The sequence below is a fragment of the Dyella sp. NPDC103356 genome (assembly GCF_055584465.1).
On record NZ_JBVJLZ010000001.1, the window covers coordinates 243803 to 266495 of the forward strand.

Annotated in this window: 24 protein-coding genes; 7 read left to right on the plus strand and 17 right to left on the minus strand. The window is 62.0% G+C overall.

Annotated features, from left to right (window positions below; genetic code table 11):
- The first annotated feature begins 85 nt into the window (after positions 1–85).
- The gene (gene epmB / locus ACZ6WW_RS01015) at positions 86–1108 is read left to right on the plus strand and encodes an EF-P beta-lysylation protein EpmB (RefSeq protein WP_465272594.1); all 1023 of its coding nucleotides are present in this window, start codon (positions 86–88) and stop codon (positions 1106–1108) included.
- Positions 1109–1243: 135 nt separating this feature from the next.
- A complete protein-coding gene (locus ACZ6WW_RS01020) occupies positions 1244–3295 on the plus strand; it encodes a GGDEF/EAL domain-containing response regulator (protein ID WP_281852489.1) in 2052 nt (683 codons plus the stop codon).
- Positions 3296–3340: 45 nt separating this feature from the next.
- On the opposite strand, the gene ACZ6WW_RS01025 is transcribed toward ACZ6WW_RS01020, so the two are convergent.
- The 10 genes from ACZ6WW_RS01025 to ffh form a co-directional block, all read right to left on the minus strand.
- Positions 3341–3805, minus strand: a complete 465-nt coding sequence (locus ACZ6WW_RS01025) for a DUF2147 domain-containing protein (RefSeq protein ID WP_465272595.1) — start codon at positions 3803–3805, stop codon at positions 3341–3343.
- Between the two features lie 99 nt (positions 3806–3904).
- Positions 3905–5341, minus strand: coding sequence for an outer membrane protein transport protein (locus ACZ6WW_RS01030; RefSeq protein WP_465272596.1), 1437 nt, complete (start codon positions 5339–5341; stop codon positions 3905–3907).
- A 197-nt stretch (positions 5342–5538) separates the two neighbouring features.
- Entirely contained in the window at positions 5539–5997 is a 459-nt protein-coding gene (locus ACZ6WW_RS01035; RefSeq protein ID WP_465272597.1) for a hypothetical protein, read from the minus strand.
- Between the two features lie 64 nt (positions 5998–6061).
- Complete coding sequence (locus tag ACZ6WW_RS01040) at positions 6062–6883, minus strand: TetR/AcrR family transcriptional regulator (protein WP_281852485.1); 822 nt, start codon at positions 6881–6883, stop codon at positions 6062–6064.
- A gap of 712 nt (positions 6884–7595) precedes the next feature.
- Positions 7596–8387 (minus strand): TetR/AcrR family transcriptional regulator, encoded by a 792-nt coding sequence (locus tag ACZ6WW_RS01045; protein WP_465272598.1) that lies wholly within the window; start codon positions 8385–8387, stop codon positions 7596–7598.
- A 240-nt stretch (positions 8388–8627) separates the two neighbouring features.
- Complete coding sequence (rplS, locus tag ACZ6WW_RS01050; RefSeq protein WP_281852483.1) at positions 8628–9011, minus strand: 50S ribosomal protein L19; 384 nt, start codon at positions 9009–9011, stop codon at positions 8628–8630.
- Positions 9012–9043: 32 nt separating this feature from the next.
- Positions 9044–9817: a tRNA (guanosine(37)-N1)-methyltransferase TrmD gene (gene trmD / locus ACZ6WW_RS01055; RefSeq protein ID WP_465272599.1), complete on the minus strand. Its 774-nt coding sequence runs from the start codon at positions 9815–9817 to the stop codon at positions 9044–9046.
- A 20-nt stretch (positions 9818–9837) separates the two neighbouring features.
- Positions 9838–10353 carry a ribosome maturation factor RimM gene (gene rimM / locus ACZ6WW_RS01060; protein WP_465272600.1) on the minus strand — a complete coding sequence of 172 codons (516 nt, stop codon included), beginning with the start codon at positions 10351–10353 and terminating at the stop codon, positions 9838–9840.
- 2 nt (positions 10354–10355) lie between these two features.
- Positions 10356–10610, minus strand: coding sequence for a 30S ribosomal protein S16 (gene rpsP, locus ACZ6WW_RS01065; protein WP_281852480.1), 255 nt, complete (start codon positions 10608–10610; stop codon positions 10356–10358).
- A 264-nt stretch (positions 10611–10874) separates the two neighbouring features.
- Positions 10875–12257, minus strand: coding sequence for a signal recognition particle protein (gene ffh / locus ACZ6WW_RS01070; protein WP_465272601.1), 1383 nt, complete (start codon positions 12255–12257; stop codon positions 10875–10877).
- A 131-nt stretch (positions 12258–12388) separates the two neighbouring features.
- Between ffh and ACZ6WW_RS01075 the strand changes: the two genes are divergently transcribed.
- The gene (locus tag ACZ6WW_RS01075; protein ID WP_465272602.1) at positions 12389–13186 is read left to right on the plus strand and encodes a cytochrome C assembly family protein; all 798 of its coding nucleotides are present in this window, start codon (positions 12389–12391) and stop codon (positions 13184–13186) included.
- Between the two features lie 23 nt (positions 13187–13209).
- Here ACZ6WW_RS01075 and radA read toward each other — a convergent pair whose 3' ends face one another.
- The 7 genes from radA to ACZ6WW_RS01110 form a co-directional block, all read right to left on the minus strand.
- The gene (radA, locus tag ACZ6WW_RS01080; protein ID WP_281852477.1) at positions 13210–14592 is read right to left on the minus strand and encodes a DNA repair protein RadA; all 1383 of its coding nucleotides are present in this window, start codon (positions 14590–14592) and stop codon (positions 13210–13212) included.
- Positions 14593–14657: 65 nt separating this feature from the next.
- Positions 14658–15746, minus strand: coding sequence for an alanine racemase (gene alr, locus ACZ6WW_RS01085; RefSeq protein ID WP_465272603.1), 1089 nt, complete (start codon positions 15744–15746; stop codon positions 14658–14660).
- Positions 15747–15766: 20 nt separating this feature from the next.
- The gene (locus ACZ6WW_RS01090) at positions 15767–17164 is read right to left on the minus strand and encodes a replicative DNA helicase (protein ID WP_281852475.1); all 1398 of its coding nucleotides are present in this window, start codon (positions 17162–17164) and stop codon (positions 15767–15769) included.
- A gap of 199 nt (positions 17165–17363) precedes the next feature.
- Positions 17364–17813: a 50S ribosomal protein L9 gene (rplI, locus tag ACZ6WW_RS01095; RefSeq protein ID WP_465272604.1), complete on the minus strand. Its 450-nt coding sequence runs from the start codon at positions 17811–17813 to the stop codon at positions 17364–17366.
- Positions 17814–17920: 107 nt separating this feature from the next.
- Positions 17921–18151: a 30S ribosomal protein S18 gene (gene rpsR / locus ACZ6WW_RS01100; RefSeq protein ID WP_266169630.1), complete on the minus strand. Its 231-nt coding sequence runs from the start codon at positions 18149–18151 to the stop codon at positions 17921–17923.
- A 16-nt stretch (positions 18152–18167) separates the two neighbouring features.
- Positions 18168–18593 (minus strand): 30S ribosomal protein S6, encoded by a 426-nt coding sequence (gene rpsF / locus ACZ6WW_RS01105; RefSeq protein ID WP_281852473.1) that lies wholly within the window; start codon positions 18591–18593, stop codon positions 18168–18170.
- A 171-nt stretch (positions 18594–18764) separates the two neighbouring features.
- On the minus strand, positions 18765–19091 hold the full coding sequence (locus tag ACZ6WW_RS01110) for a HesB/IscA family protein (protein WP_281852472.1): 327 nt from the start codon (positions 19089–19091) through the stop codon (positions 18765–18767).
- Positions 19092–19218: 127 nt separating this feature from the next.
- Here ACZ6WW_RS01110 and asnS point away from each other — a divergent pair, with 127 nt between their 5' ends.
- From asnS to ACZ6WW_RS01130, 4 genes are read left to right on the plus strand one after another with little or no spacing between them, the layout of a single operon-like run.
- On the plus strand, positions 19219–20619 hold the full coding sequence (gene asnS / locus ACZ6WW_RS01115) for an asparagine--tRNA ligase (protein WP_465272605.1): 1401 nt from the start codon (positions 19219–19221) through the stop codon (positions 20617–20619).
- A 12-nt stretch (positions 20620–20631) separates the two neighbouring features.
- Entirely contained in the window at positions 20632–21510 is an 879-nt protein-coding gene (locus tag ACZ6WW_RS01120; RefSeq protein ID WP_465272606.1) for a hypothetical protein, read from the plus strand.
- Complete coding sequence (locus ACZ6WW_RS01125) at positions 21507–21824, plus strand: hypothetical protein (protein WP_281852469.1); 318 nt, start codon at positions 21507–21509, stop codon at positions 21822–21824. The genes ACZ6WW_RS01120 and ACZ6WW_RS01125 overlap by 4 nt, the downstream gene beginning before the upstream one ends.
- 22 nt (positions 21825–21846) lie before the next feature.
- Complete coding sequence (locus tag ACZ6WW_RS01130; protein ID WP_281852468.1) at positions 21847–22638, plus strand: SDR family oxidoreductase; 792 nt, start codon at positions 21847–21849, stop codon at positions 22636–22638.
- Positions 22639–22693: the final 55 nt, after the last annotated feature.

Consider the following 22693-nt stretch of genomic DNA (forward strand, 5'->3'; position numbering starts at 1 on the left):
CGGCATGCTCGTTTGCGCCGCGCCAGGAAGGATTTAGCAGTTAAAATGTCGGATTGAACGGGCAGATGCCCGCACGGGACCACTTATGATAACCGCAAGCCCAGGCGCCCGCATAACACCGGCCACGCCCCAGGCCCACGGCGACTGGCGCCAGCTCTGGCGCGATGCCGTCACGGATGCCGACGAACTGTTGCGCCTGCTGGATCTGGGGCACCTGGAGGCCGGCCTGCCGGCAGACCAGGCCGGCTTTGCGCTACGTGTGCCTCGTGGCTTCGTGGCCCGCATGGGCCGAGGCGACGCACGTGACCCGCTGCTGCTGCAGGTGCTGCCGCAGCTGGCCGAGCTGGAGCCGGCCCCGGGCTATACGGTCGATGCGGTGGGCGATATGGCCGCCCGCACCGCCCAGGGCGTGCTGCACAAGTACCAGGGGCGAGCCCTGCTGATCGCCAGCGGCAGTTGCGCGATCAATTGCCGCTATTGTTTCCGCCGCCACTTCCCCTATGGCGACGAGATGGCCGCGGCCGGGCAATGGCGTCATGCCCTGGCCCATGTGCGCCAGGACCCGAGCATCAGCGAACTAATCCTGTCCGGAGGCGACCCTTTGTCCCTCGCCACGGCCAAGCTGGAAGAACTGACCCACGGCCTGGCCGATATCCCATCGGTCACGCGGCTGCGCATCCACACGCGCCTGCCGGTAGTACTACCCGAACGGGTGGACGATGCTCTCCTACAGTGGCTGGCCGACCTGCCGTTACAGAAAGTGATGGTGCTGCATGCCAACCACGCTCGCGAGTTCGACGCCTCGGTGGACCAGGCCTGCGCAAGGCTTCGCGATGCGGGCGTGACCCTGCTCAACCAGTCGGTGCTGCTGCGCGGAGTCAACGACGATGCCGATACGCTGGCCGAGCTGTCCGAGCGTCTGTTCGCCGCCGGTGTGCTGCCCTACTACCTGCACCAGCTCGATCGCGTCCAGGGCACGGCGCATTTCGAGGTCGACGATGCGCGCGCATTGACGCTGGTCGAGACGGTGCGGCAACAACTTCCCGGCTATCTTGTGCCCAAGCTGGTGCGCGAGGTGGGCGGCGACGCATCGAAACGGCCATTGTGAGGCAATCCTCATTCAAACCCGCTTTGATGCTGGCAGTCCTCACGGGAATCCGTTAAAACCTTTTTTGCAGTCCGGTGCATTCACCGGTCCTGCCTCATACGCTTTCGTTTCGGTGAAATCCAAGGATCGTTCGACGTGTCGACGAAAACAGACCTGGTAATCAAGATTCTTTTCATCGAAAAATCGGTCGAGGACGCCGAGCAGATCATCAGCCTGTTACGTAATAACGGTATTGCGGTGCGCCCCGCGCGCGCCACCAACAGCGAACAGATGCAGGCTGCCCTGGACGAGCTGGGCCCCGACATCGTGCTGTTCGACCCGGAAATCGGCAGCCTGGACCTGCGCGAAGTCACGCGTCTGCTCGACGGTCATGGCCGCGACCTCTCGCTGATCGCCCTGGTCAGCCAGCTGGACAACGACCTGGCCACCGACATGTTCATCAACGGCGTGCGCGGCATTGCGCTACGTTCGCAACCACGCCAATTGCTGGCGGTGGTGCAGCGCGACTTCGACTCGCTCAACACGCGTCGCCAGTTGCGCCGGCTCGAATCGGCATTGCGCGAATCGGAGCGCCGCTGCGATGCCTTGCTCGATTCGTCCACCGATGCGATTGCCTACGTGCACGAAGGCATGCACGTGCGCGCCAACCAGGCCTATCTCGAGACCTTCGGCTACAACGAATTCGACGACCTGCTCGGGTTGCCGGTGCTCGACATGATCGGCGCAGCGGACGCAGACGCATTCAAGACCACGTTGAAGTCACTATCGCGCGGCGAAAAAATTCCGGGCCGCATCGAGGTGCAGGCGCGCCGCGCCGATGCCAGCTCGTTCAAGGCCAACGTGGAGTTCGCGCACGCCACGTTCGAAGGCGAGCCCTGCCTGCAGGTGGTATTCCGCCGCCAGCAGGTCGATCCGGGCGTCATCGAACAGCTACAGCGCGACCCGGTCACGGGCCTGTTCAACCGCGCCCGTATGCTCGAAACCATCGACCAGGCGGTCGCCGCCGCAACCGAAGGCAGCATGGGCCAGGCGCTGCTGCTGATCGAGCCCGATAGCTGGCAGGCGGTGGTCAGCGGCATCGGCCTGGGCAAGGCCGACGAACTGCTGGCCGCGTTTGCCACGCGGGTGGAATCCCTGCTCAGCCCGGATGACAGCGCCGGCCTGATTGGCGAACACATGATCGGCGTGATGCTGCATTCGCGTAACGACGAAAGCATCAAGGAATGGATCGCCGCGCTGCAAAAAAGCATTGCGGGCGAGATCTTCGACGTCGGCACGCGTTCGCTTACCGTGGCCGTCAGCATCGGCGGCAGCCTGCTGAGCGAAAAGAACGCCAATACCGAACTGCTGCTCGACCAGGCCAACCAGGCACTGCGCAATGCGCAAAGCCAGGGCGGCAACCGCAGCGAACTGCACGACCCGGCCGCCCGCGAAAAGGCCGATGCCGAACGCGAGCGCTACTGGCTGACGCTGCTGCAGCAGGCGCTGACCCAGAACGACTTTGTGCTCTATCACCAGCAGGTGATCAGCCTGCAGGATGCCGAAGGCGAGTTTTCCGAAATCCTGCTGCGCCTCAACGGCCCGCAAGGCGAGGTGCTGCCCGGCTTCTTCCTGCCGATCGCCGAGAAGCACAATCTCACCCCGGCGATCGATCGCTGGGTGTTGAACCAGGCGATCGAAATGTTGCGTCAGCGCGAACGCTTCGGTACGCCGTCCACGTTCTTCATCAAGCTCACCGCCAGCTCGCTCAACGACGCCCAGCTGATTCCCTGGTTGGCCGCGCGAATGAAACAGGCCGCACTCAAGCACGGCCATATCGTGCTGGAAATGACCGAGAGCAAGGTGGTGACCCTGCTGCGCCCGGCGCAGGAGTTCGTCAGCGCCTGGAAAAAGATCGGCGGTCGCTTCGCATTGGAGCAGTTCGGTTCCGGCCTCAACTCGTTCCAGTTGCTCACGCATATCGAGGCGGACTATCTGAAGCTCGATCGTAGCTATATGGCCGAGCTGCCGCAGCATCCGGAAAACCAGAAGCGTATCGCCGATCTGTGTCGGCAGGCACGCGAAATGGATCGGCAGACGATTGCCGAATGGGTCGAGGATGCAGCGAGCACGTCGTTGCTGTTCGCCTGTGGTGTGGACTTCGTGCAGGGTAACTTCCTGCAGGAACCGCAACGCCTGATGGCTTGATGCGTTCGACTCTCCCATTGCGGGAGAGTCGAACTTCAAGGGCGCCTAATCCTGGCGCTCCCACACCTGGCTGCGACCGATCAGTGAAAAACCGATGTAACCATGTACATCGAGTTTCCTACCGCCATCGGTCAGCGTGAGTTTGACCTTGTAGACCTTACCGGTCTTCGGGTCGACGATCTTGCCGCCATCCCACACGTCGCCGTCCTTGCTGACGTCCCACAGGATGGTCATGCCTTCGATCGGCTGGTCCTTGCGGCTGCCATCGCATTTGACACACACCGGATGTTGCCCACCCTTGGCAATCTCCTCCGGCGAAAGGTTCATCACTTGCAACACCTTGCCTTGCAGCTTGCCGCCGGCATCGGTGATCTCGATCACCGACTTCTGCTTGCCGGTGACATCGTCGACCTGTTTCCAGATGCCGATGGGGGTGTCATTGGCGGCGTACACGGCGGCACTGGAAACCACCAAGCTCGCTGCAACGGCCCATAACAACGCAGATCTCATGGCGCACTCCTTAAGCAAAAAGCCAGGGATCATGGAAAGCGGGGCGGCATCCTTTCCGCCCAACCTTTTCACATACGCCGAGCGAGGCTCGACAAAGGGTTAGAACTGATAGGTGGCGGTCAACGAAGCCACGTTGCCGGCATCGGAGAACGAGCCATTCATGTTCCCGTTGCCCAACGCCAGCGGTGCCGTATTGTTGATGCGTGCATCGCTCAGGAACTGATGCGAATAGGCCGCATCGAACGTCAGGTGCTCGGTCGGCTTGTAGCCCACGCCGATACTGACGATCTTGCGATCGTTGTCCGGCACACGCGGGTCGCGCGTCGCGTCGGTGGTGGGCGTCTGATCCCACGACAGACCGGCACGTAATAGCCACTGATCGCTCACCTGGTAGTCGCCGCCCACGCTCAACGTCCAGGAGTTCTTGTACGACTGCGGCAGACTGAGCATCTGCACACCATCGGAAACCAGGGTCAACGTCTGGAACTTGGACCAGTTGGTCCACTCCGCCGATGCTCCCAGGCTGAAGCGGTCGCTGAACTTGTGCAGATAATCGATATTGACGAATGCAGGCAGATCGAGAACAGCCGACGCCGGGCCACCATCGGGATTGAGCGGCGGCAGCTGCAGCGAGGGATTGCCTGCGTTGAGCTGGTTCAAGAGCGGGATGAGCTGAATCAAGCTGCGCACATCGATGGTAGACCCCAGTCCGGGCTTGCCGTCGTTGGGGAAGTACATGGCGTAACTACCCTTGAGCCGGTTGCCGACGCGCGAGTGGTAGCTGATGCCAAAGGAGTCGGCATCGGTGGGCTTGAATTCCGCACCCAGGAAATAGCCTTCGGACCAGTTATGTACACGCACGTTGATCTGCGCGATCTCATCCGGCGACTGCGCCACCGGGATACCCAGCGCAAGCGAAGCCGTGCTGCCGACATCCAGACCGTTGTTGAGCTGTGCGCGCGTACGCTGCGCGATAACGCCGGCACCCAGTGAGAACGTATCAGTCACTTTAAAGCTCGCCGACATGCTGAAGCCAACCGACTTGAGCGAAGTCATCGTGCCGAATTGCGAGCCACGCCATTGGGGGCTGTATTTGGTCAGCAGGCCATAAGGGACTTCGATGCCAAAGCCGATGGCAAAGCGATCCGATACCGGCATGGCATAGAAAGCCGATCCTTCGTTGATCACCCGATGTCCCGCATTGGGGTTGTCACCGGGTGTGTCGCGGCCGAAAGCGTCCGTGGTCGAACCGTGGAATTGCGCACTGATATCGATACCGATCCAGGTGCCTTGCATCACCGGACCGGTAAGCCATGCCATCGCGGCGGGATTGTTATACGCGGCCGACGGATCGTTCTGCCACAGCGAGCCACCAGCGAACGCGCGGCCGTAGCCTGCTGCATTGGTCACCGGCAACTGAAAGGCCGCCGCATGGGCTTTCTGCGGTAACCCGAAAGCCAGCAACATCGCTGCCGTCATGGCGGTAACGGCCAGGGTCTTCGTTTGGGAAGAAGCAAAGGAACGTTTTTTCATCATGTTGACACTCTCGGGGTCGCAGGAAAGATACGCGGGCTTTTCGATACCACATGCCCGTATTGGTGTTTGAAACCTTCAATTTCCGGCCAATCCTGGCCAAGGCACTACGACAAGACACTGCTTCTTGAGAACGGCCACGGCATACATGCATGCCGTGGCCGACACTTGCTACCTGCAGGTAGCAACCGCCACTTCGATCAATGAACCGTGAATGTGGGCGAGATGCCGAGCGTGCCGGTCGCGCTACACGACGAGCTGATCGTGCCGACCAGGGTGATCGCGCTGCTGCCAATGGTGGCATTGGCGCTGCCCGCGCAGGTGAAGATGCTGGCAGTGACATTGACGCCATTGATCACCGCAGTCGTGGTGGTGGGCAACGACACCGACCAGGGCAAGTTATTGGCATGGACCGAGGAGCACAGGCCGCCGCCGGAGAACGTCGCCTGAGTGACGGAGACGTTGCCCGAGCCGTCGGTGACCAGCACAAAATTCGATGTGCAGGGCACGTTGATGCCGGCAATCGACAGGTTGGTGGCGCCGGTGGCGACAAAAGTGGTGTTCACCGGCGACGCACTAGCAGCAAATACCGGAGCGGCAACGATCGTACCCGCGGCCATTACACATGCCATGGCCAATGCTTTGAATTGCGCTTTCATATCCATACCTCGCAATAAAAGTTGAGACGTAACGGCACCGCCCGGTGCCGAACGTTTACATCGACTAAAACGACTTCCCCTGTGTTTCGACGCTCCACGGCTCGTTACCGGGAACCAATCTTTTGCTTCCACCGATCAACTGCGCGGCAACCGCCTGCTCCGCCGCGTCGACGGCTTGCGCCGCCGTATTGGCCTGCTCTACGACACGCTGCACGACACGAACTTGCTCCGGCGTGCCAAGTGGCGCGGTGAGCATGGGACCGATAAGCGCATTCAGACGCGCCAGCAGCGTGGCATCGTCGATCACCTCGCCGACGCATAGCGCGTCGATCAATTCATCCATGTTTTCGCCAGCCAGCAGCCCGGACAGGCTTTGCAGGCAAAACCGCAGACGCATGCTGAGCTCGTTGCGCGGCCACTCCGGCAACGCGCGCGAGAACGCTTCGAAGAAACGCTCGTAAATCGGCCGATAATGCTGTTGCAGGTAGTCGCGAATGAAGCGCGACGGATCGCTGTAGACGCGCCCGAGCAGGCGCATGAATACCGGATCGCCCGCCGGCGGGCGGCTGAGTCGCAGCGCTGGCACGAACAGCACACTCAACACGGCCGCGGCTTCAAGCGGCTGCCCATCCTGCTGTTCGCAGCAGGCCAGCAATTGCAGGCGCTCGCGATTGAGACGGTCCAGCCGCTTGGCCAGCATCTCGTGTACAAGCAGCTCCTTGCTGCCGAAGTGGTAGTTGACCGCGGCAAGGTTGGCATCCGCGCGACGGGTGATCTGACGCAGCGACATGGCCTCGTAGCCGCGCTCGATGAATAGCCATTCCGCAGCCTGCAACAGGCGCTCGCGCGTGCTGGCGTGACCGATGCTGGCGTGCTGGCTATTCACCCTTTTTGAAGCCCCTGAAGCGAGATGTGAGACAGATCCCTGTTCGGCCGGGCACGCATCGCCCGCCAAACACCTATTTCAACTGCTGACTTCAACTACCCCATTCAATCCGTCTCTTCAAATCAATAATTGAAACGGATGTTTATACGATGGACCTGGGGTCGGGACGGGTCAATCTGCAACGCACAAGCCTTATCCGGGCTCAATCTGGCTCGTTTTGATGCCATGCAACGCGATCAACGAAAGCGCGGAAAATCGCCGGTTTTAAGGGTTTGAAACAGGCTTCGGCGAGTAACATATGGGCGCTCGAAAGCACGCGGCGTCGATAACTGCCACGACAGGAATTGTTGCAATGCACCCGGTCTCAACGACGCCTTGGCATGACAGCGGAGCGCCAGAATCAATTTCCGGAGTTAATAACCTTAGTTTCCACCGTCGCCCCGGCGGAGGCTGGGGTCCAGCGCCTTCAATACGATGAAGCAAAAGGCACTGGATCCCGGCGTACGCCGGGATGACGGATCAGGAGGTGGTTTTAGAGTCCAGCAGCCTCAGTTTCCACCGTCGCCCCGGCGAAGGCCGGGGGCCAGCGTCTTCAATACGATGAAACGAAAGGCACTAGATGACCAGCTTCGCTGCTGTGATGCGCCTCCGGCGTGCGCCGGGATGACGACGGATAGGAGATGGTCTTTAGCGTCCCAAAGTCGCTGAGGATTCAGCGCTCATCGCGCGACGCCGGGCGTCCACGGGCCCCGTCGGCCTGCGCGGCCTGCATCGTGGCATCGGCCGCCTTGGCCGCCACGTCCGCCATGCTCGCCACCTGTTGCACGGCACGCACCTGTTCGGGTGTGCCCAGCGGATCGGTCAGCATGGGCAGCACCAGGGCAATCAGACGTGCCAATAACACGTCCTCGCCCAACAGCTCCCCCATGCTGAGCGCGGCAATCAATTCGTCCACACGCTGTCCCGCGAGCAGGCCGGCAAGGCCCTGCAAGCTGAAGCGCAGACGCATGCTCAATTCACTGCGTGACATGTTCGGCAAGGCGCGCGAGAACGCCTCGAAGAACCGCTCGAAGATCGGGCGGTAATGGTCTTCGAGATAGTTACGGATAAACGGCGACGAGTCGCTATAGACGCGGCCCAACAGACGAATGAAGGTCGGATTGCCCGCGGGCGGCCGGCTGAGGCGCAGCGCCGGTACGAACAATACGCTCAGTACGGCGGCGGCATCGAGCCGGCCACCGCTTTGTTCCTCGCAGCACGACAGCAGCTCCAGGCGTTCGGCATTCAGGCGATTCAAACGCCTGGCCAACACCTCGCGCATCAGCAGCTCCTTGCCGCCGAAGTGATAGTTCACCGCGGCCGAATTGGCCTCCGCACGACGTGTCACTTCCTGTATCAGCATGGCCTCGTAACCATGCTCGATAAACAACGTCTCGGCTGCCTGGAGCAGCCGATGGCGTGTGTTCGTATTGCCCAGGCCAACGTCTTGGCTATCGACAGGCATACCGTTCCGGGTCCTTTACTACCGCGAAATTAAAGCCGCTAGACACCGCCAGATTGCCGTCCATTGGCCATTCGATGTCTGTCCGCGAATGAGTGCTGATACTAGCAGGAGGACAGGCTGGCGACGGATAGACGGCCATCATCCGGAAGAGATAGCCATGCTCAGCCCGGGCAACAGGCAACAAAAAACCCGCGGAGCGATCCGCGGGTTTTCGTAGACAGTACGAGGAAGCGGTGACGCTTACTCGGCCGACTTCGCAGCCTTGGCGGCAGCGGCAGCGGCGATGTCTTCCTTGATGCGGGCGGCCTTGCCTTCCAGACCGCGCAGGTAGTACAGCTTCGCGCCGCGAACCTTACCCTTGCGCTTGACCTGGACCGAGTCGATGGCCTGGCTGTGCGACTGGAACACGCGCTCTACGCCGGTGCCATGGGAAATCTTGCGCACGGTGAAAGCCGAATGCAGACCGCGGCTGCGCTTGGCAATGACAACACCCTCGAACGCCTGGACGCGCTCGCGGTTGCCTTCCTTGACCTTCACGTTGACCACCACGGTGTCGCCAGGGCCGAAATCCGGCAGCTGGCGGGTGATCTGCTCGGCTTCGAACTGTTCAATGATCTTGTTCATGGCACACCCGTCGATTTTTCAATTAGCTGCGGTCACTGATCGGCCGCATCGTTTTGCCGCGTCTGCTTGAGAGCATGTTCGCGGCGGAATTCATCCAGCAATGCGCGAGACTGTTTGTCCAACGTGCATTGCGCCAATAAGTCCGGTCGTCGCAACCAGGTTCGTCCCAGCGATTGCTTCAGGCGCCAGCGGCGGATAGCCGCGTGATCGCCGGACAACAACACCTCCGGCACGTCCCCGTATGCGTCTTGCACCGGTTTCGCATAGTGCGGACAGTCGAGCAAACCGTTCGAGAACGAATCCTGCTCGGCCGATTGCGCGTCATTCAACGCGCCGTCCTGCAAGCGGCCCACCGCGTCGATAATCACCGCGGCACCCAACTCGCCGCCGGACAGCACATAGTCGCCGATAGAAAGCTCTTCGTCGACCTCATGCGCCAGCAAACGCTCGTCCACACCTTCGTAACGCCCACAAAGCAAAGCGATTCGCGGCTTTTTGGCCAGCGCTTCCACTCTGCCCTGCGTCAGCCGCGCTCCTTGCGGACTGAGATAAATCACGTGCACCGGCTCCGGTGCGGCCTCGCGAACGGCCTTGATGGCTGCACGCAAAGGCTCGATCAACATCACCATGCCGGGGCCGCCGCCGTAAGTACGGCCATCCACGGTACGGTAATTGTCGGTGGCGAAATCGCGCGGATTCCAGGTTTCCACCTGCAACAGCTGTCGCTGCTGCGCGCGCCCTACGACACCGACGGCAGCGCACTGGCGAACGAAGTCGGGAAACAGCGTAACGACATCGAAGCGCATCGGACCCTCTATACGAAGCTTTAGAACTCGGGGTCCCAGTCCACCACCATACGCCCGCCGGACAAGTCCACCGAACGCACATAAGAGCCCTGGACAAAGGGAACCAGCCGCTCGCGCTCGCCGTCCCTCACTACCACGACATCGTTGGCACCGGTCGCGAACAGGTGAGTGACCCGTCCCAATGCCACGCCTTCCGTGGTGACGACCTCAAGACCTTCGAGATCGACCCAGTAATACTCATCCTTGCCGGGAGGCGGCAACTGCTCGCGAGCGACATAGATGTCGCTACCGATCAGCGCTGCCGCTTGATCGCGGTCCGTCACGTCGGGCATGAAGGCGATTAACCCTTTACCCTGCGGACGGCCCTTGACTCCCTTGACCTCCGTCTCCACACCCGGCGCCGCAGTGAGCAGCCAGGGCTGGTAGTCGAAGATCCGGGTGCGTGGGTCGGTCCAAGATTCGATCTTGAGCCAACCCTGCACCCCGTACAGCCCGACGATACGTCCAACCAGGACGCGCCGACCGGCTGCCGTCATGCTCAGGCAGCCTGCTGCTTGCCGGCTTCCTTCAACAGGGCAGCAACCTTGTCGCTCAGCTGAGCGCCCTTGGAAACCCACTCCTGCACGCGAGCGACGTTCAGCTCAAGGCGCTTGTCCTTGCCCGAGGCCACCGGGTTGTAATAACCGACATTCTCGATGCTACGGCCGTCACGCGCGCTGCGCGAATCGGTCACGAGGACGTGGTAGAACGGACGGCCCTTGGCGCCGCCGCGCGAAAGACGAATCTTAACCATAGTAAAAACTCCAGAGTTGCCGGAAGCGCCGGCAGCACGCCCTAGGTGTGGGCGCGGTAAACGCGGCATTTTAATGATGTGGATCAGTTGTGTAAAGAGCCGGGGCGTAAAGTCGCCCGCCAAGGCGGGCTGAAAAGGGTAAAGCCGGCCGCTTTGCGGCCTGAAAAGGGGGAAACTCAACAGCAGAGCGAGCACCCTGCTCTTCCCCCTTACTCTTTCCAGCGAGTACAGCGAGCGACTTTACAGGCGCCAAGGGCGCCGGCTTTACCGCATCGGAGGCATCCCACCGCCCATGCCGCCCATACCCTTCATGGCCCCGCGCATCTGGCGCATCAGGCCCTTCGAGCCGCCCTTGGACAGCTTGGACATCATCTTTTCCATCTGCATGTACTGCTTGAGCAGGCGGTTGACGTCAGCCGGCTGGGTGCCCGAGCCACGCGCGATACGGGCGCGGCGCGAGCCGTTGAGCAGGTCCGGATGGCGGCGCTCCTTCTTGGTCATCGAACTGATGATCGCCACCATGCGGTCGATTTCTTTGTTGTTGACCTTGGATTTGACGTTGTCGGGCAGATTGGCCACGCCTGGCAGCTTGTCCATCAAGCCGGCCAGGCCACCCATGTTGTTCATCTGCTCGAGCTGATCCTTCATGTCGTTCAGGTCGAAGCGCTTGCCCTTCATGACCTTCTGGGCGAGCTTGTGCGCCTTCTCCTGGTCGACCTTGCGCTCGACTTCCTCGACCAGCGACAGCACGTCGCCCATGCCCAGGATGCGCTGGGCCACACGATCGGGGTGGAACGGCTCCAGCGCATCAGTCTTTTCGCCGGCGCCGAGGAACTTGATCGGGCGACCGGTGACATAGCGCACCGACAAGGCGGCACCGCCACGGGCATCGCCGTCGGTCTTGGTCAGCACGACGCCAGTCAGCGGCAACGCTTCGGCAAAAGCCTTGGCCGTGTTGGCCGCATCCTGGCCGGTCATGGCGTCGACCACGAACAGGGTTTCGATCGGCGTGATCGCGGCATGCAAGGCCTTGATCTCGGCCATCATCGCCTCGTCCACGTGCAGGCGGCCGGCGGTATCGACCAGCAGCACGTCGACCACTTCGCGGCGGGCGGCAGCGATCGCAGCCTTGGCGATATCGACCGGATTCTGGCCCGCCTCGGACGGGAAGAACTTCACCCCGACCTGTTCGGCCAGCGTACGCAACTGCTCGATGGCGGCCGGACGATAGACGTCGCAGCTGACCACCATCACTTTCTTTTTCTTGCGCTCGGTGAGGAAGCGCGCCAGCTTGGCGACCGTGGTCGTCTTACCGGCACCCTGCAGGCCCGCCATCAACACCACCGCCGGCGGCTGCTGCGCCAGGTTCAGCTCGGCATTAACCGTGCCCATCACCGCAGTCAGTTCATCGCTGACCACCTTGACCAGCGCCTGGCCGGGCGACAGGCTCTTGAGCACGTCCTGACCGACCGCGCGCACCTTCACCCGTTCGATCAGGGCCTGCACCACCGGCAGCGCGACGTCGGCTTCGAGCAGCGCGATACGTACTTCACGCAGGCTCTCGCGGATGTTTTCTTCCGTCAACCGCCCGCGGCCGCGCAGGCGGTCGACGGTGGCGGAAAGGCGTTGGCTGAGCGACTCGAACATGGCTTGGACGCAATAAGGTGAAAGGAGGCAATTATAACCGACAGATTCGCTGGGGAACGCCGTAACCCGCGACAATAACGACAGAAGGCACGCCTACAGCTGGGCAGCGGCCTATGCGACACTTTCGCGCTATGGTCCTTCCCGCCCTCGCCCTGCTTGCCATCGTCCTGTACCTCGCGGCCGCTGCCGGGCTGGCGCGACCGCTGCTGAACGGCGGAAAGCCATTGAATCGCACCGCCCTGGGTGTCGCCGGCCCCGCGGCGCTTATCCACGCCGGCCTGCTGCTCAGCATTCACCGTGGCTCGCTCGACCTGCACTTCTTTGCCGCGCTGTCGCTGGTGGCCTGCGTGGTCTCGATCATCACCCTGCTGGTGAACCTGTGGCGCCCGGTGGCCGCGCTGGGTGTGATCGTGTTCCCGCTGAGCGCCCTGCTGCTGGCCGTCGACAGCTTCATGGTGCGCGAGCGCCTGCCCTTGACGATGGATTGGCAGATCAAGCTGCACGTGACAGTGGCCCTGCTCGCCTTCAGCGTGCTGTCGATTGCCGCGGTGCTGGCGATTCTGCTGGCGGTACAGGAGCGCGCGCTACGCCATCGCCAGTTCGGCAACTGGTTGCGTGCGCTGCCGCCGCTGACGTTGACCGAGACTTTGCTGTTTCGGTTGATCGGTGCGGGCTTCGTCTTGCTTAGCCTGACCTTGCTTACCGGCATTTTGTTTGTCGACGATCTGTTCGGTCAGCATCTAGTACACAAGACCGTATTGTCGATCATTGCGTGGCTGGTGTTCGGCGTCCTGCTTTATGGGCGCTGGCGACATGGCTGGCGTGGACGTCGCGCAGTGAATCTCACGCTGATCGGCATGGGTGTGTTGCTGCTGGCGTTCTTTGGGTCGAAGTTCGTGCTGGAAGTTATTTTGCATCGCGGGGCTTGAGCTTCACCTGCAGCCCCACGGGGTCAATCGCCGCGAGCAGCATCGATCGCTTGCGACAACCGCTCCACACCCAGCACTTCCATCTCGCCGACCTTGCCCTTCTTCGGTGCATTCGCCTTGGGCACAATCGCTCGCTTGAAGCCATGAGTCGCGGCTTCTTTCAGCCGTTCCTCACCATTGGGCACCGGGCGAATCTCGCCGGACAAGCCGACTTCGCCGAAGGCAATGGTCTTATCCGGTAGCGGTCGATCGCGCAGGCTCGACAATACGGCCAGCAGCACGGGTAAATCCGCGGCCGTCTCCTGCACGCGAATACCGCCAACCACATTGACGAAGACGTCCTGGTCGTACGCTGCAATACCTCCATGGCGGTGCAGCACAGCCAACAACATCGCCAGGCGATTCTGTTCCAGACCGAGCGTCACACGACGCGGGTTGCCGAGCGACGATTGATCGACCAGGGCCTGCACTTCGACCAGCAATGGACGCGTGCCTTCGCGCGTCACCATCACGGCGCTACCGGAGGTCGGGCCTCCATGTGCGGAAAGGAAGATCGCCGAAGGATTGGGCACCTCGCGCAGACCCTTTTCGCTCATCGCGAAGACACCCAGTTCGTTGACCGCGCCGAAGCGGTTCTTGAACGCGCGCAGGACGCGAAAACGGCTACCCGATTCGCCTTCGAAATAAAGCACCGCATCGACCATGTGCTCGAGCACGCGCGGACCGGCGATGCCGCCTTCCTTGGTCACGTGGCCGACCAGAAATACCGACGTACCGGTTTCCTTGGCAAAGCGTGTCAGCTTGGCGGCCGATTCGCGCACCTGGCTGACCGAGCCCGGCGCGGCGGTGAGCAATTCGGTCCATATGGTCTGGATGGAGTCGATGACCAGCACGCGCGGACGTGCCGCCGCGGTTTGTTCGAGGATACGCTCGATGCAGGTTTCGGCCAGTGCATGCAAAGGCGCGAGCGGCAGATCCAGGCGCTGGGCACGCGAGGCGACCTGGGCCAGGGATTCTTCGCCGGTGACATAGACGCTTGACAGCTGCGCACCCAGCGTACCGAGCATCTGCAACAGCAACGTGGATTTGCCAATACCGGGATCGCCACCAATCAACACGACCGAACCGTCGACCAGGCCGCCGCCAAGTACCCGGTCGAGTTCACCGATGCCGGTGCACGTGCGCACATCAGCGGTCAGCGCGACTTCGGTCAGCGGCGTGACTTTGGGAGGTTCCACGGCGCCGGCATAACCGGTGCGCCGTGCCGCGCCGACCGATTTGACCGCCGGCTGCAGCACCACTTCGCTCAATGTGTTCCACACACCGCATTCGATGCACTGGCCCTGCCATTTGGAATGCTCGGCGCCGCAATCGGTGCAGACGTACGCGGTTTTAGCTTTGGCCATGAGGAAGCGACTCGGTGATACAAGCGCACAGCTTAGTAGGTGCGCATCGCAGGAGGCGAGACGCGCTATCCCTCGTCCTCGACAAACAGCACGCGTCGGGTCATGCCGCAGGTGAGGTCATAGGAAATCGTGCCCGCCTGTGCGGCGATTTCCTCCACCGGCAGTTCCGGCCCCCACAACACCACCCGGTTGCCTACCTTCGCGTGCGGCGCGGAGCGCAGGTCCAGGGTAATCAGGTCCATCGATACGCGTCCGATCAGTGGAACGCGCTGCCCACCGATCAATACCGGCGTACCGGCCTGCGCACTGCGTGGATAGCCGTCGCCGTAACCCACGGCGGCTACGCCCACGGCCATATCTTCGGGACAGGTCCAGGTGCCGTTGTAACCGATACGCTCGCCGCGTTTGATCTGGTTGACCGCGATCAGGCGCGTACTCAAGGTCATGGCCGGCCGAAAACCGAAATCCGCGGCGTTCTTGCCATCGACTACCGACAAGCCGTACAGCAAACCACCGGTGCGCACCCAATCCTCGCGCGCCTCCGGCCAACCGAGCACGGCGGCTGAATTGGACAAGGAACGCGGCCCCGTCAGGCCCTTGGTGGCCTCATGAAAGCGCGCCATCTGCGTCGGCGTCCGCGTGCTGTCGAAAACTTCCGAATCGGAAAAGTGCGCAAGCAAGCCGATATCCGGATCGATGCCCGGCATGGCGGCTAGCTGTGCGTGCACCTGGGCCACATGCTCCGGTGCGAAACCGAGACGATGCATGCCGGCGTCTATTTTCAGCCACACGCGCAATCGTCCACGCGCGGGCGTCGCTTCGGCCAGCCAAGCCAGTTGCGAGACATGATGAATCGCGGCTTCGAGTCCGAGGCGCTGCATTTCGGCTATATCGCCCGACTGGTCCGGGCCGGACAAGACGACGATGCGCTGCTTGTGCCCCGCCGCGCGCAACCGCAGGCCATCGCCCAATGCAGCCACGGCGAAGGCCTCTGCTTCGCCATTCAAGGCGCGTGCAACGCGCTCAAGGCCGTGCCCGTAGGCATCGGCCTTGACCACCGCCATCACTTTTGCGGGAGCTGCCATCTCCTTGATGCGAGCGAGGTTATGGCGTAACGCGGCGAGGTGAATGGTGGCGACAGTGGTTCGGCTCATTGATCCGTCAATAGAAAACGTTATTCGAACGCGCCCACGAAGGAATCCGGCGCGTAGTTTTCGAACTTGGTGTAGTGGCCGAGGAAGGCCAGCTTCACCGTATCCGTGGGGCCGTTACGTTGCTTGCCGATGATGATTTCGGCCAAGCCCTTATCCGGCGATTCCTTGTTGTAGTACTCGTCGCGGTAGATGAACATGATCACGTCCGCGTCCTGCTCGATAGCGCCCGATTCGCGCAAGTCCGACATCATCGGCCGCTTGTCGGCTCGTTGTTCCAGCGAGCGGTTCAACTGCGAGAGCGCGATCACCGGCACCTGTAGCTCTTTGGCGAGGCCTTTAAGTGAACGCGAAATTTCTGAAATTTCGGTGGCGCGATTCTCTTTATTTCCGGGCACCTGCATCAGCTGCAGGTAGTCGATCACGATCAGGCCCAGACCGCCGTTCTCGCGATGGATGCGGCGGGCACGCGAGCGCAGCTCCACCGGCGACAGGCCCGGGGTGTCGTCGATAAAGATCTTCGCTTCGGAAAGGATCGCGATGGCATTGGTGACGCGCGGCCAGTCTTCCTCGGCCAGATCGCCGTTACGCAGATGCTGCTGGTGGATACGGCCGATCGAGGAAATCAGACGGAAAGCCAGCTGCGAGGCGGACATTTCCATCGAGAAGATCACCACCGCCTTCTTCGCTTTCAGTGCGGCCGCCTCGGCAATGTTGACCGAGAACGCGGTCTTGCCCATCGAAGGACGGGCCGCCACGATGATCAGGTCCGACGGCTGCAGGCCCGAGGTCAGCTCGTCCAGGTCGGTGAAGCCGGTGGAGATACCGGTGAGCTGGCCGCGATTTTCGTAACGTTCGGACAGCAGGCGGAAGGCGTCTTTCACCGCCTCGCGCATCGACACGGTATCTTTCTTGCCGCGCGCGCCGGACTCGGCAATCTTGAAGACGCGCTGCTCGGCCTTCTCCATCACCTCCTGCACGCTCTGCCCTTCCGGGCGATAGCCGTCTTCGGTGATTTCGGTACCGGCATCGATGAGCTGACGCAGGATCGACTTCTCGCGCACGATATCGGCGTAGGCACTGATATTGGCCGCGCTGGGCGTCGCATTGGCCAGCTCGATCAGATAACTCGAGCCGCCGACCATCTCGGCCAGGCCATTGGCCTCGAACCAGTCGCCCAGGGTCACCGCGTCGCAGGGCATACCCTTGTTGGCAAGCTCGGTAATCGCACGCCAGATCAGACGATGATCCTTGCGATAGAAATCGTGCTCGCTGAGGCGGTCAGCCACCTTGTCCAGCGCATCGGGGGCGAGCATCAGTCCACCCAGGACGGCCTGCTCGGCGTCGAGCGAATGCGGCGGTACGCGCAGCGCCTCGATACCGGACAGGGATCCGGATTTACGCTCTGGAACAAAGGACATTGCTTTTCCTCGCTTCGAGGCGCCCGATCGACGCGGGCGGTCTTCTTCGTCATCCATCATACGCGGCGAGGTCTCAGGAACCGATACGGAAAGCTGTGGATATCTTGTGGAAACTTGGGGATAACTAGGCGCGTCGGCGCCTGACGCCGCCAATAAAAAAAGGCGCCTTTCGGCGCCTTTTTTGGGCGACCCGCAAGAATTACTTCTCGCCGACCACGATCACCTTGACCGAACCCTGCACATCAGCGTGCAGCGCGATCACGACGTCGTACTCACCGGTGGTGCGGATCGGGCCTTCGCCCTGGATCACTTCATTCTTGTGAATGTTGTGACCGGCGGCCTGCAGCGCTTCGGAAATCTCGCGCGGACCGACCGAACCGTACAGCTTGCCTTCCGGGCTGGCGTTGGCGGCAATGGTCACCGACACGTCGGCCAGCTTGGCGTGGCGCGACTGGGCGTCGGCCAGCAGGCTGTTGGCCTTGGCTTCGTACTCGGCACGGCGCTTCTCGAAAGCTTCGAGATTGGCGGCGTTGACCGGCACGGCCTTGCCCTGCGGCAGGAGGTAGTTACGACCGTAACCCGGCTTGACCTTGACCTTGTCGCCCAGGTTGCCGAGGTTGCGGACTTTTTCGAGAAGAATCAGTTCCATGGTGGTTCCTATTCGTTAGCACCGGTGTGGCCCGATGCAGCCAAGGACGGTTGTCCGAAGGAGTTGCACCCTCTCCCGGCGAAGGGAGAGGGCTTACGACGCGCTAATTAAACGTCGTGGTTGTCGGTGTACGGCAGCAGCGCCAGGAAGCGTGCGCGCTTGACCGCAACGGCCAGCTGACGCTGATAGCGTGCCTTGGTGCCGGTGATGCGGCTCGGAACGATCTTGCCGTTCTCGGTGATGTACTGGCGAAGCGTGTTGAGATCCTTGTAATCGATCTCTTTGACTTTTTCGGCAGTGAAACGGCAGAACTTGCGGCGGCGGAAGAACTTGGACATGGCTTAAGGCTCCTGATCAGTCGTCGCTGTCGCGATCGTTGTCGTCACGGCCGATGCGACGATCGTCGCCATCGGAGTCGTCATCGCGGCGACGCGAAGACTTGGCGTCGTCCTTTTCCTTGCTCTTGAGGATGAAGGACTGCTCGGTATCAGCAGCGTCGCGCTTGACCACCAGGTGGCGCAGCACGGCGTCGTTGAAGCGGAAGCCCGACTCCAGCTCGTTCAGCGCGTTCTGGCCCACTTCGATGTTGAGCATCACGTAATGCGCTTTGGCCAGGTTGACGATCGGGTAGGCCAGCTGACGGCGGCCCCAATCTTCCAGGCGGTGGATCTTGCCGCCGTCGGTCTCGATCAGCGCTTTGTAGCGCTCGATCATCGCCGGAACCTGCTCGCTCTGGTCAGGGTGGACCAGAAACACGACTTCGTAATGACGCATGGTCATTTTGGGAAAACTCCTTGTGGATGCGGCCCTTAGCGGGCCTGGCAGCCTCCCGCCGGATGCGGTGAGGCAAGGTCTGAACGCGATGGGCTGCGGACAGAAGCGGGATTCTATCCCGAGGGCAGGACGGGTGTAAAGGCTTGATTTGCCTGACGGGAAGGCGGCTGCGCGGCCTCAGCCGACGGTAAAGCTCTCCCCACACCCACACTCCCCGGTCGCATTCGGGTTATGGAACACGAACGCGGCATTCAGGCCCTGGCGCTGGAAATCGATCACCGTGCCATCGACCAGCGGCAGGCTCTTGCTGTCGACGATCAAGGGGACGCCGTCGACCTCGACCAGGCTGTCTTCGTTGCCGATCGCCTCGGCCAGGTCCACCACATAGGCAAAACCGGAGCAGCCGGTGCGCTTGACGCCAAAACGCACGCCCGTGGCCCCTGGCGTCGTGCTCAGGAACTGGCGCATGCGTTCGTTGGCGGCGGGAGTGATCGAGATGCTCATAAATAAAAGTGTGCGCTTTATGTCGGCCTTGCGGCCCAAAACCGTCGCGATGCGGACGGGGGCTCCATTATGATGGTGGTTTGCCCATACGCGCCAACATTGCGGCGCCCAGCAGGAGTTTCAATCCATGGCGGTGGTTAGCGTCAAACAGGCTCTTTCCGGCAAGCTCGAGGCCGGCTCCAAGGTGACCGTACGCGGTTGGGTGCGCACCCGGCGCGATTCCAAGGCTGGCCTGTCCTTCGTCAATGTGACCGATGGCTCGTGCTTCGACCCGATCCAGGCGGTGGTGCCGGCGACGCTCGGCAACTATGAGACGGAAGTGAAGCACCTGACCAGCGGCGCGGGCCTGATCGTCACCGGCACCCTGGTGCCGTCGCAGGGCAAGGGGCAAAGTTTCGAGCTGCAGGCCGACGAAGTCATCGTCACCGGCCTGGTCGACGACCCGGAAACCTATCCGATCCAGCCCAAAGCCCATTCGATGGAGTTCCTGCGCGAGGTCGCCCACCTGCGCCCACGCACCAACCTGTTCGGCGCGGTCACCCGCATCCGCCACACGATGATGACGGCGATTCATCGCCATCTGACCGAACAGGGCTTCTTCTGGGTCAATACCCCGATCATCACCGCCTCCGACGCCGAAGGCGCCGGCGACATGTTCCGGCTTTCCACGCTGGACCTGGCCAACCTGCCGCGCGATGAACACGGCAAGATCGATTTCCGCAAGGACTTCTTCGGTCGCGAAGCGTTCCTTACCGTGTCCGGACAGCTCAATGTCGAGGCGTACGCGCTGGCGATGAGCAAGGTGTACACCTTCGGCCCGACCTTCCGCGCGGAAAACTCCAACACGCCGCGCCATCTGGCCGAGTTCTGGATGGTCGAGCCGGAAATCGCCTTCGCCGACCTGACCGCCGACGCGGACTGCGCCGAAGCTTTCCTCAAGGCAATCTTCAAGGCGGTCCTGGAAGAGCGCCCCGACGACATGGCCTTCATCGCCGAACGCGTGCAGCCCGACGCGATCACGCGTCTGGAGACATTTATTGCCCAGCCGTTCGAACGCATCGATTACACCGATGCCGTCGATATCCTGAAAAAATCGGGCCAGAAATTCGAATTCCCGGTGGCATGGGGTATCGACCTGCAAACTGAACACGAGCGCTATCTGGCCGAGAAACATATCGGCCGTCCGGTGGTCGTTATGAATTACCCGGAGCAGATCAAGGCGTTCTACATGCGTTTGAACGACGACGAGAAGACCGTCGCGGCCATGGACGTGCTGGCACCGGGCATCGGCGAGATTATCGGTGGCTCGCAGCGCGAAGAGCGCCTGGACTATCTCGACCGCCGTATGACCCAGTTCGGTCTCGATACGGCCACCTATGGCTGGTATCGTGACCTGCGTCGCTACGGCACGGTGCCGCATGCGGGCTTCGGACTCGGTTTTGAACGCCTGCTGGTCTATGTTTGCGGTTTGTCGAACATTCGCGACGCGATTCCCTATCCACGTGCGGCAGGGACGGCCGAATTCTAAACTCAAGTGTCCATGCGCCATCGATACCTAGTCGTTCTCCCCACGATTCTGCTCATTGCGCTGCTGGGCGGCTGCCATAGCGTCAAAAAGCTGGTGCCGCCCAACTTTCGCCCGCCGGAGAACCCGACGGGCCAGCTCGATCTGGCCAAGAAAACGCTGCAGGACGCCACGCCCTGCTGCACCAGCTTTGCGGACTTCTCCTATCAGAGCCAGTTGCCCTGGAGCCCACAGAAATTCGAGCTGGGTCCGGGCAGCTCGGTCTTCAGCCTCAATGGCCAGCGTAGTTACTTTCTGAGTTTCCGCCTGCCCGTCGACGGCAAGCTGCCCTATCGCATCGGCTTGAAGTCCGAATTAAACGGACGCTGGTTGCGCAGCAGCTATCTGTTTGCGCCTACGGTGGTTCTGCTCGACGAGGCGTTCCAACCCGTGGACGAACAGCAGGATGTGAAGCTCTGCGAGCATGTGGGCTGGAGCGACGACACGACCGGCGCGTTCGGCAGCTTCGAGGTCAAGAACCCGAAGGCGCGCTATATCGTCGTGTTCAGCTCGGCCGTGCAACAGGCGAGCAACACCTATTGGGAGCAGTCGCCCGCCGCGTTCTCCGCCGAAGCACCGGTCAACATGAGTGCGGCCGGCAGCTTCAAGATTCCGCATGGTCCCGACGGCATACTGTGGGTCGGCATGATGGACAAGGCCTATGCCAGCGCGGTCGACAATGCGGTCTGCGGCAAAGCGCCCGCGGGCGATGGTGTGCTCAAGACGCTGCGCGATGTCATTCCGGTGCCGCTGTGGTCCGATTCGGGCAACAACGCCGCCAAGACGAGCAGCAACTCGTCCTCTTCCTCATCCGGCGATGGCGGCACCGCCAGCGGCGGCAGCACCAAGCCATGATCGAAATCTATCTGTCCCTGCTCGTCGTGGGGGTCATCTTCTTTCTGTTGCACTTTGTCGCACAGGTACGTATCGCGTCGCTGCTGCGTGTCCGCCATCCGCACGAATGGAACATCATTGCCGTGCCCGAAGGCGGCGGCAAAGTCGGTGCCGTGCGGATATGGATGCGTTTGCAGCTAGCGCTGCGCTCGCCGGTACTGCCCGCACTCGAAGATAAGGCCGTCACCCAGTGGCGACGCGTCTGGCGTTACGCTCCATGGCTCGCGTGGATCTGCTGGTTCGGCGCCCTGGCGCTGCAATGGTCCGCGCGCTGACATCCACGGCAAGGAATCTTTCATGCAACTGGATCTGACCGGACGCCATGCTTTCGTCTGCGGCGCATCGCAAGGTATCGGCCGCGCCACTGCTATCGAACTGGCGGAGCTGGGGGCGAACGTCACCGTGCTGGCTCGGTCGACCGATGCCCTGAAGGAACTGGTCGAGCTATTGCCGCGCAAGAGCGCCGATCAGCAACATGCCTGGCGCACCGCCGACATGCTGGACACCACCGCCCTGCTCGCCGTGGCCGCGGATGTCGCCGCTGGAAACCCGGTACATATCCTGATCAACAATACCGGCGGCCCGCCCGCCGGCCCGGCGATCACCGCGGTACCGGAAGCGTTCGAGGCTGCCTTTCGGCAGCATCTGCTCGCCGCCCAGTCGCTGGTCCAGGCCTTCGTGCCCGGCATGCGCAACAGCCATTACGGCCGCATCGTCAATGTCATCTCCACCTCGGTCAAAGAGCCGATCGCCAGCCTGGGCGTATCCAATACGGTGCGCGCGGCAATGGCCGGCTGGTCGAAGACCCTGGCGGGCGAGCTCGGCCCCGACGGCATCACCGTCAACAACGTGCTGCCCGGCTATACACGCACCGATCGCCTGAACAGCCTGCTGCAAGGTCAGGCGTCGAGCACCGGGCGCGGCGCGGAAGAAGTCGCCACCGGCATGCTGGCCGCCGTCCCCGCGCGTCGTTTTGGCGAGCCGTCCGAGGTCGCCGCAGTCATCGCTTTCCTGAGTACGCCGGCGGCGGCTTATGTGAATGGCGTAAGTATCGCCGTGGATGGCGGGCGCACACGTTCGTTGAGCTGAGCTCCGGCGCCTGTACGCGGGCGTCCGGTGCATTCTCGTCACGCAGCCTATAAGC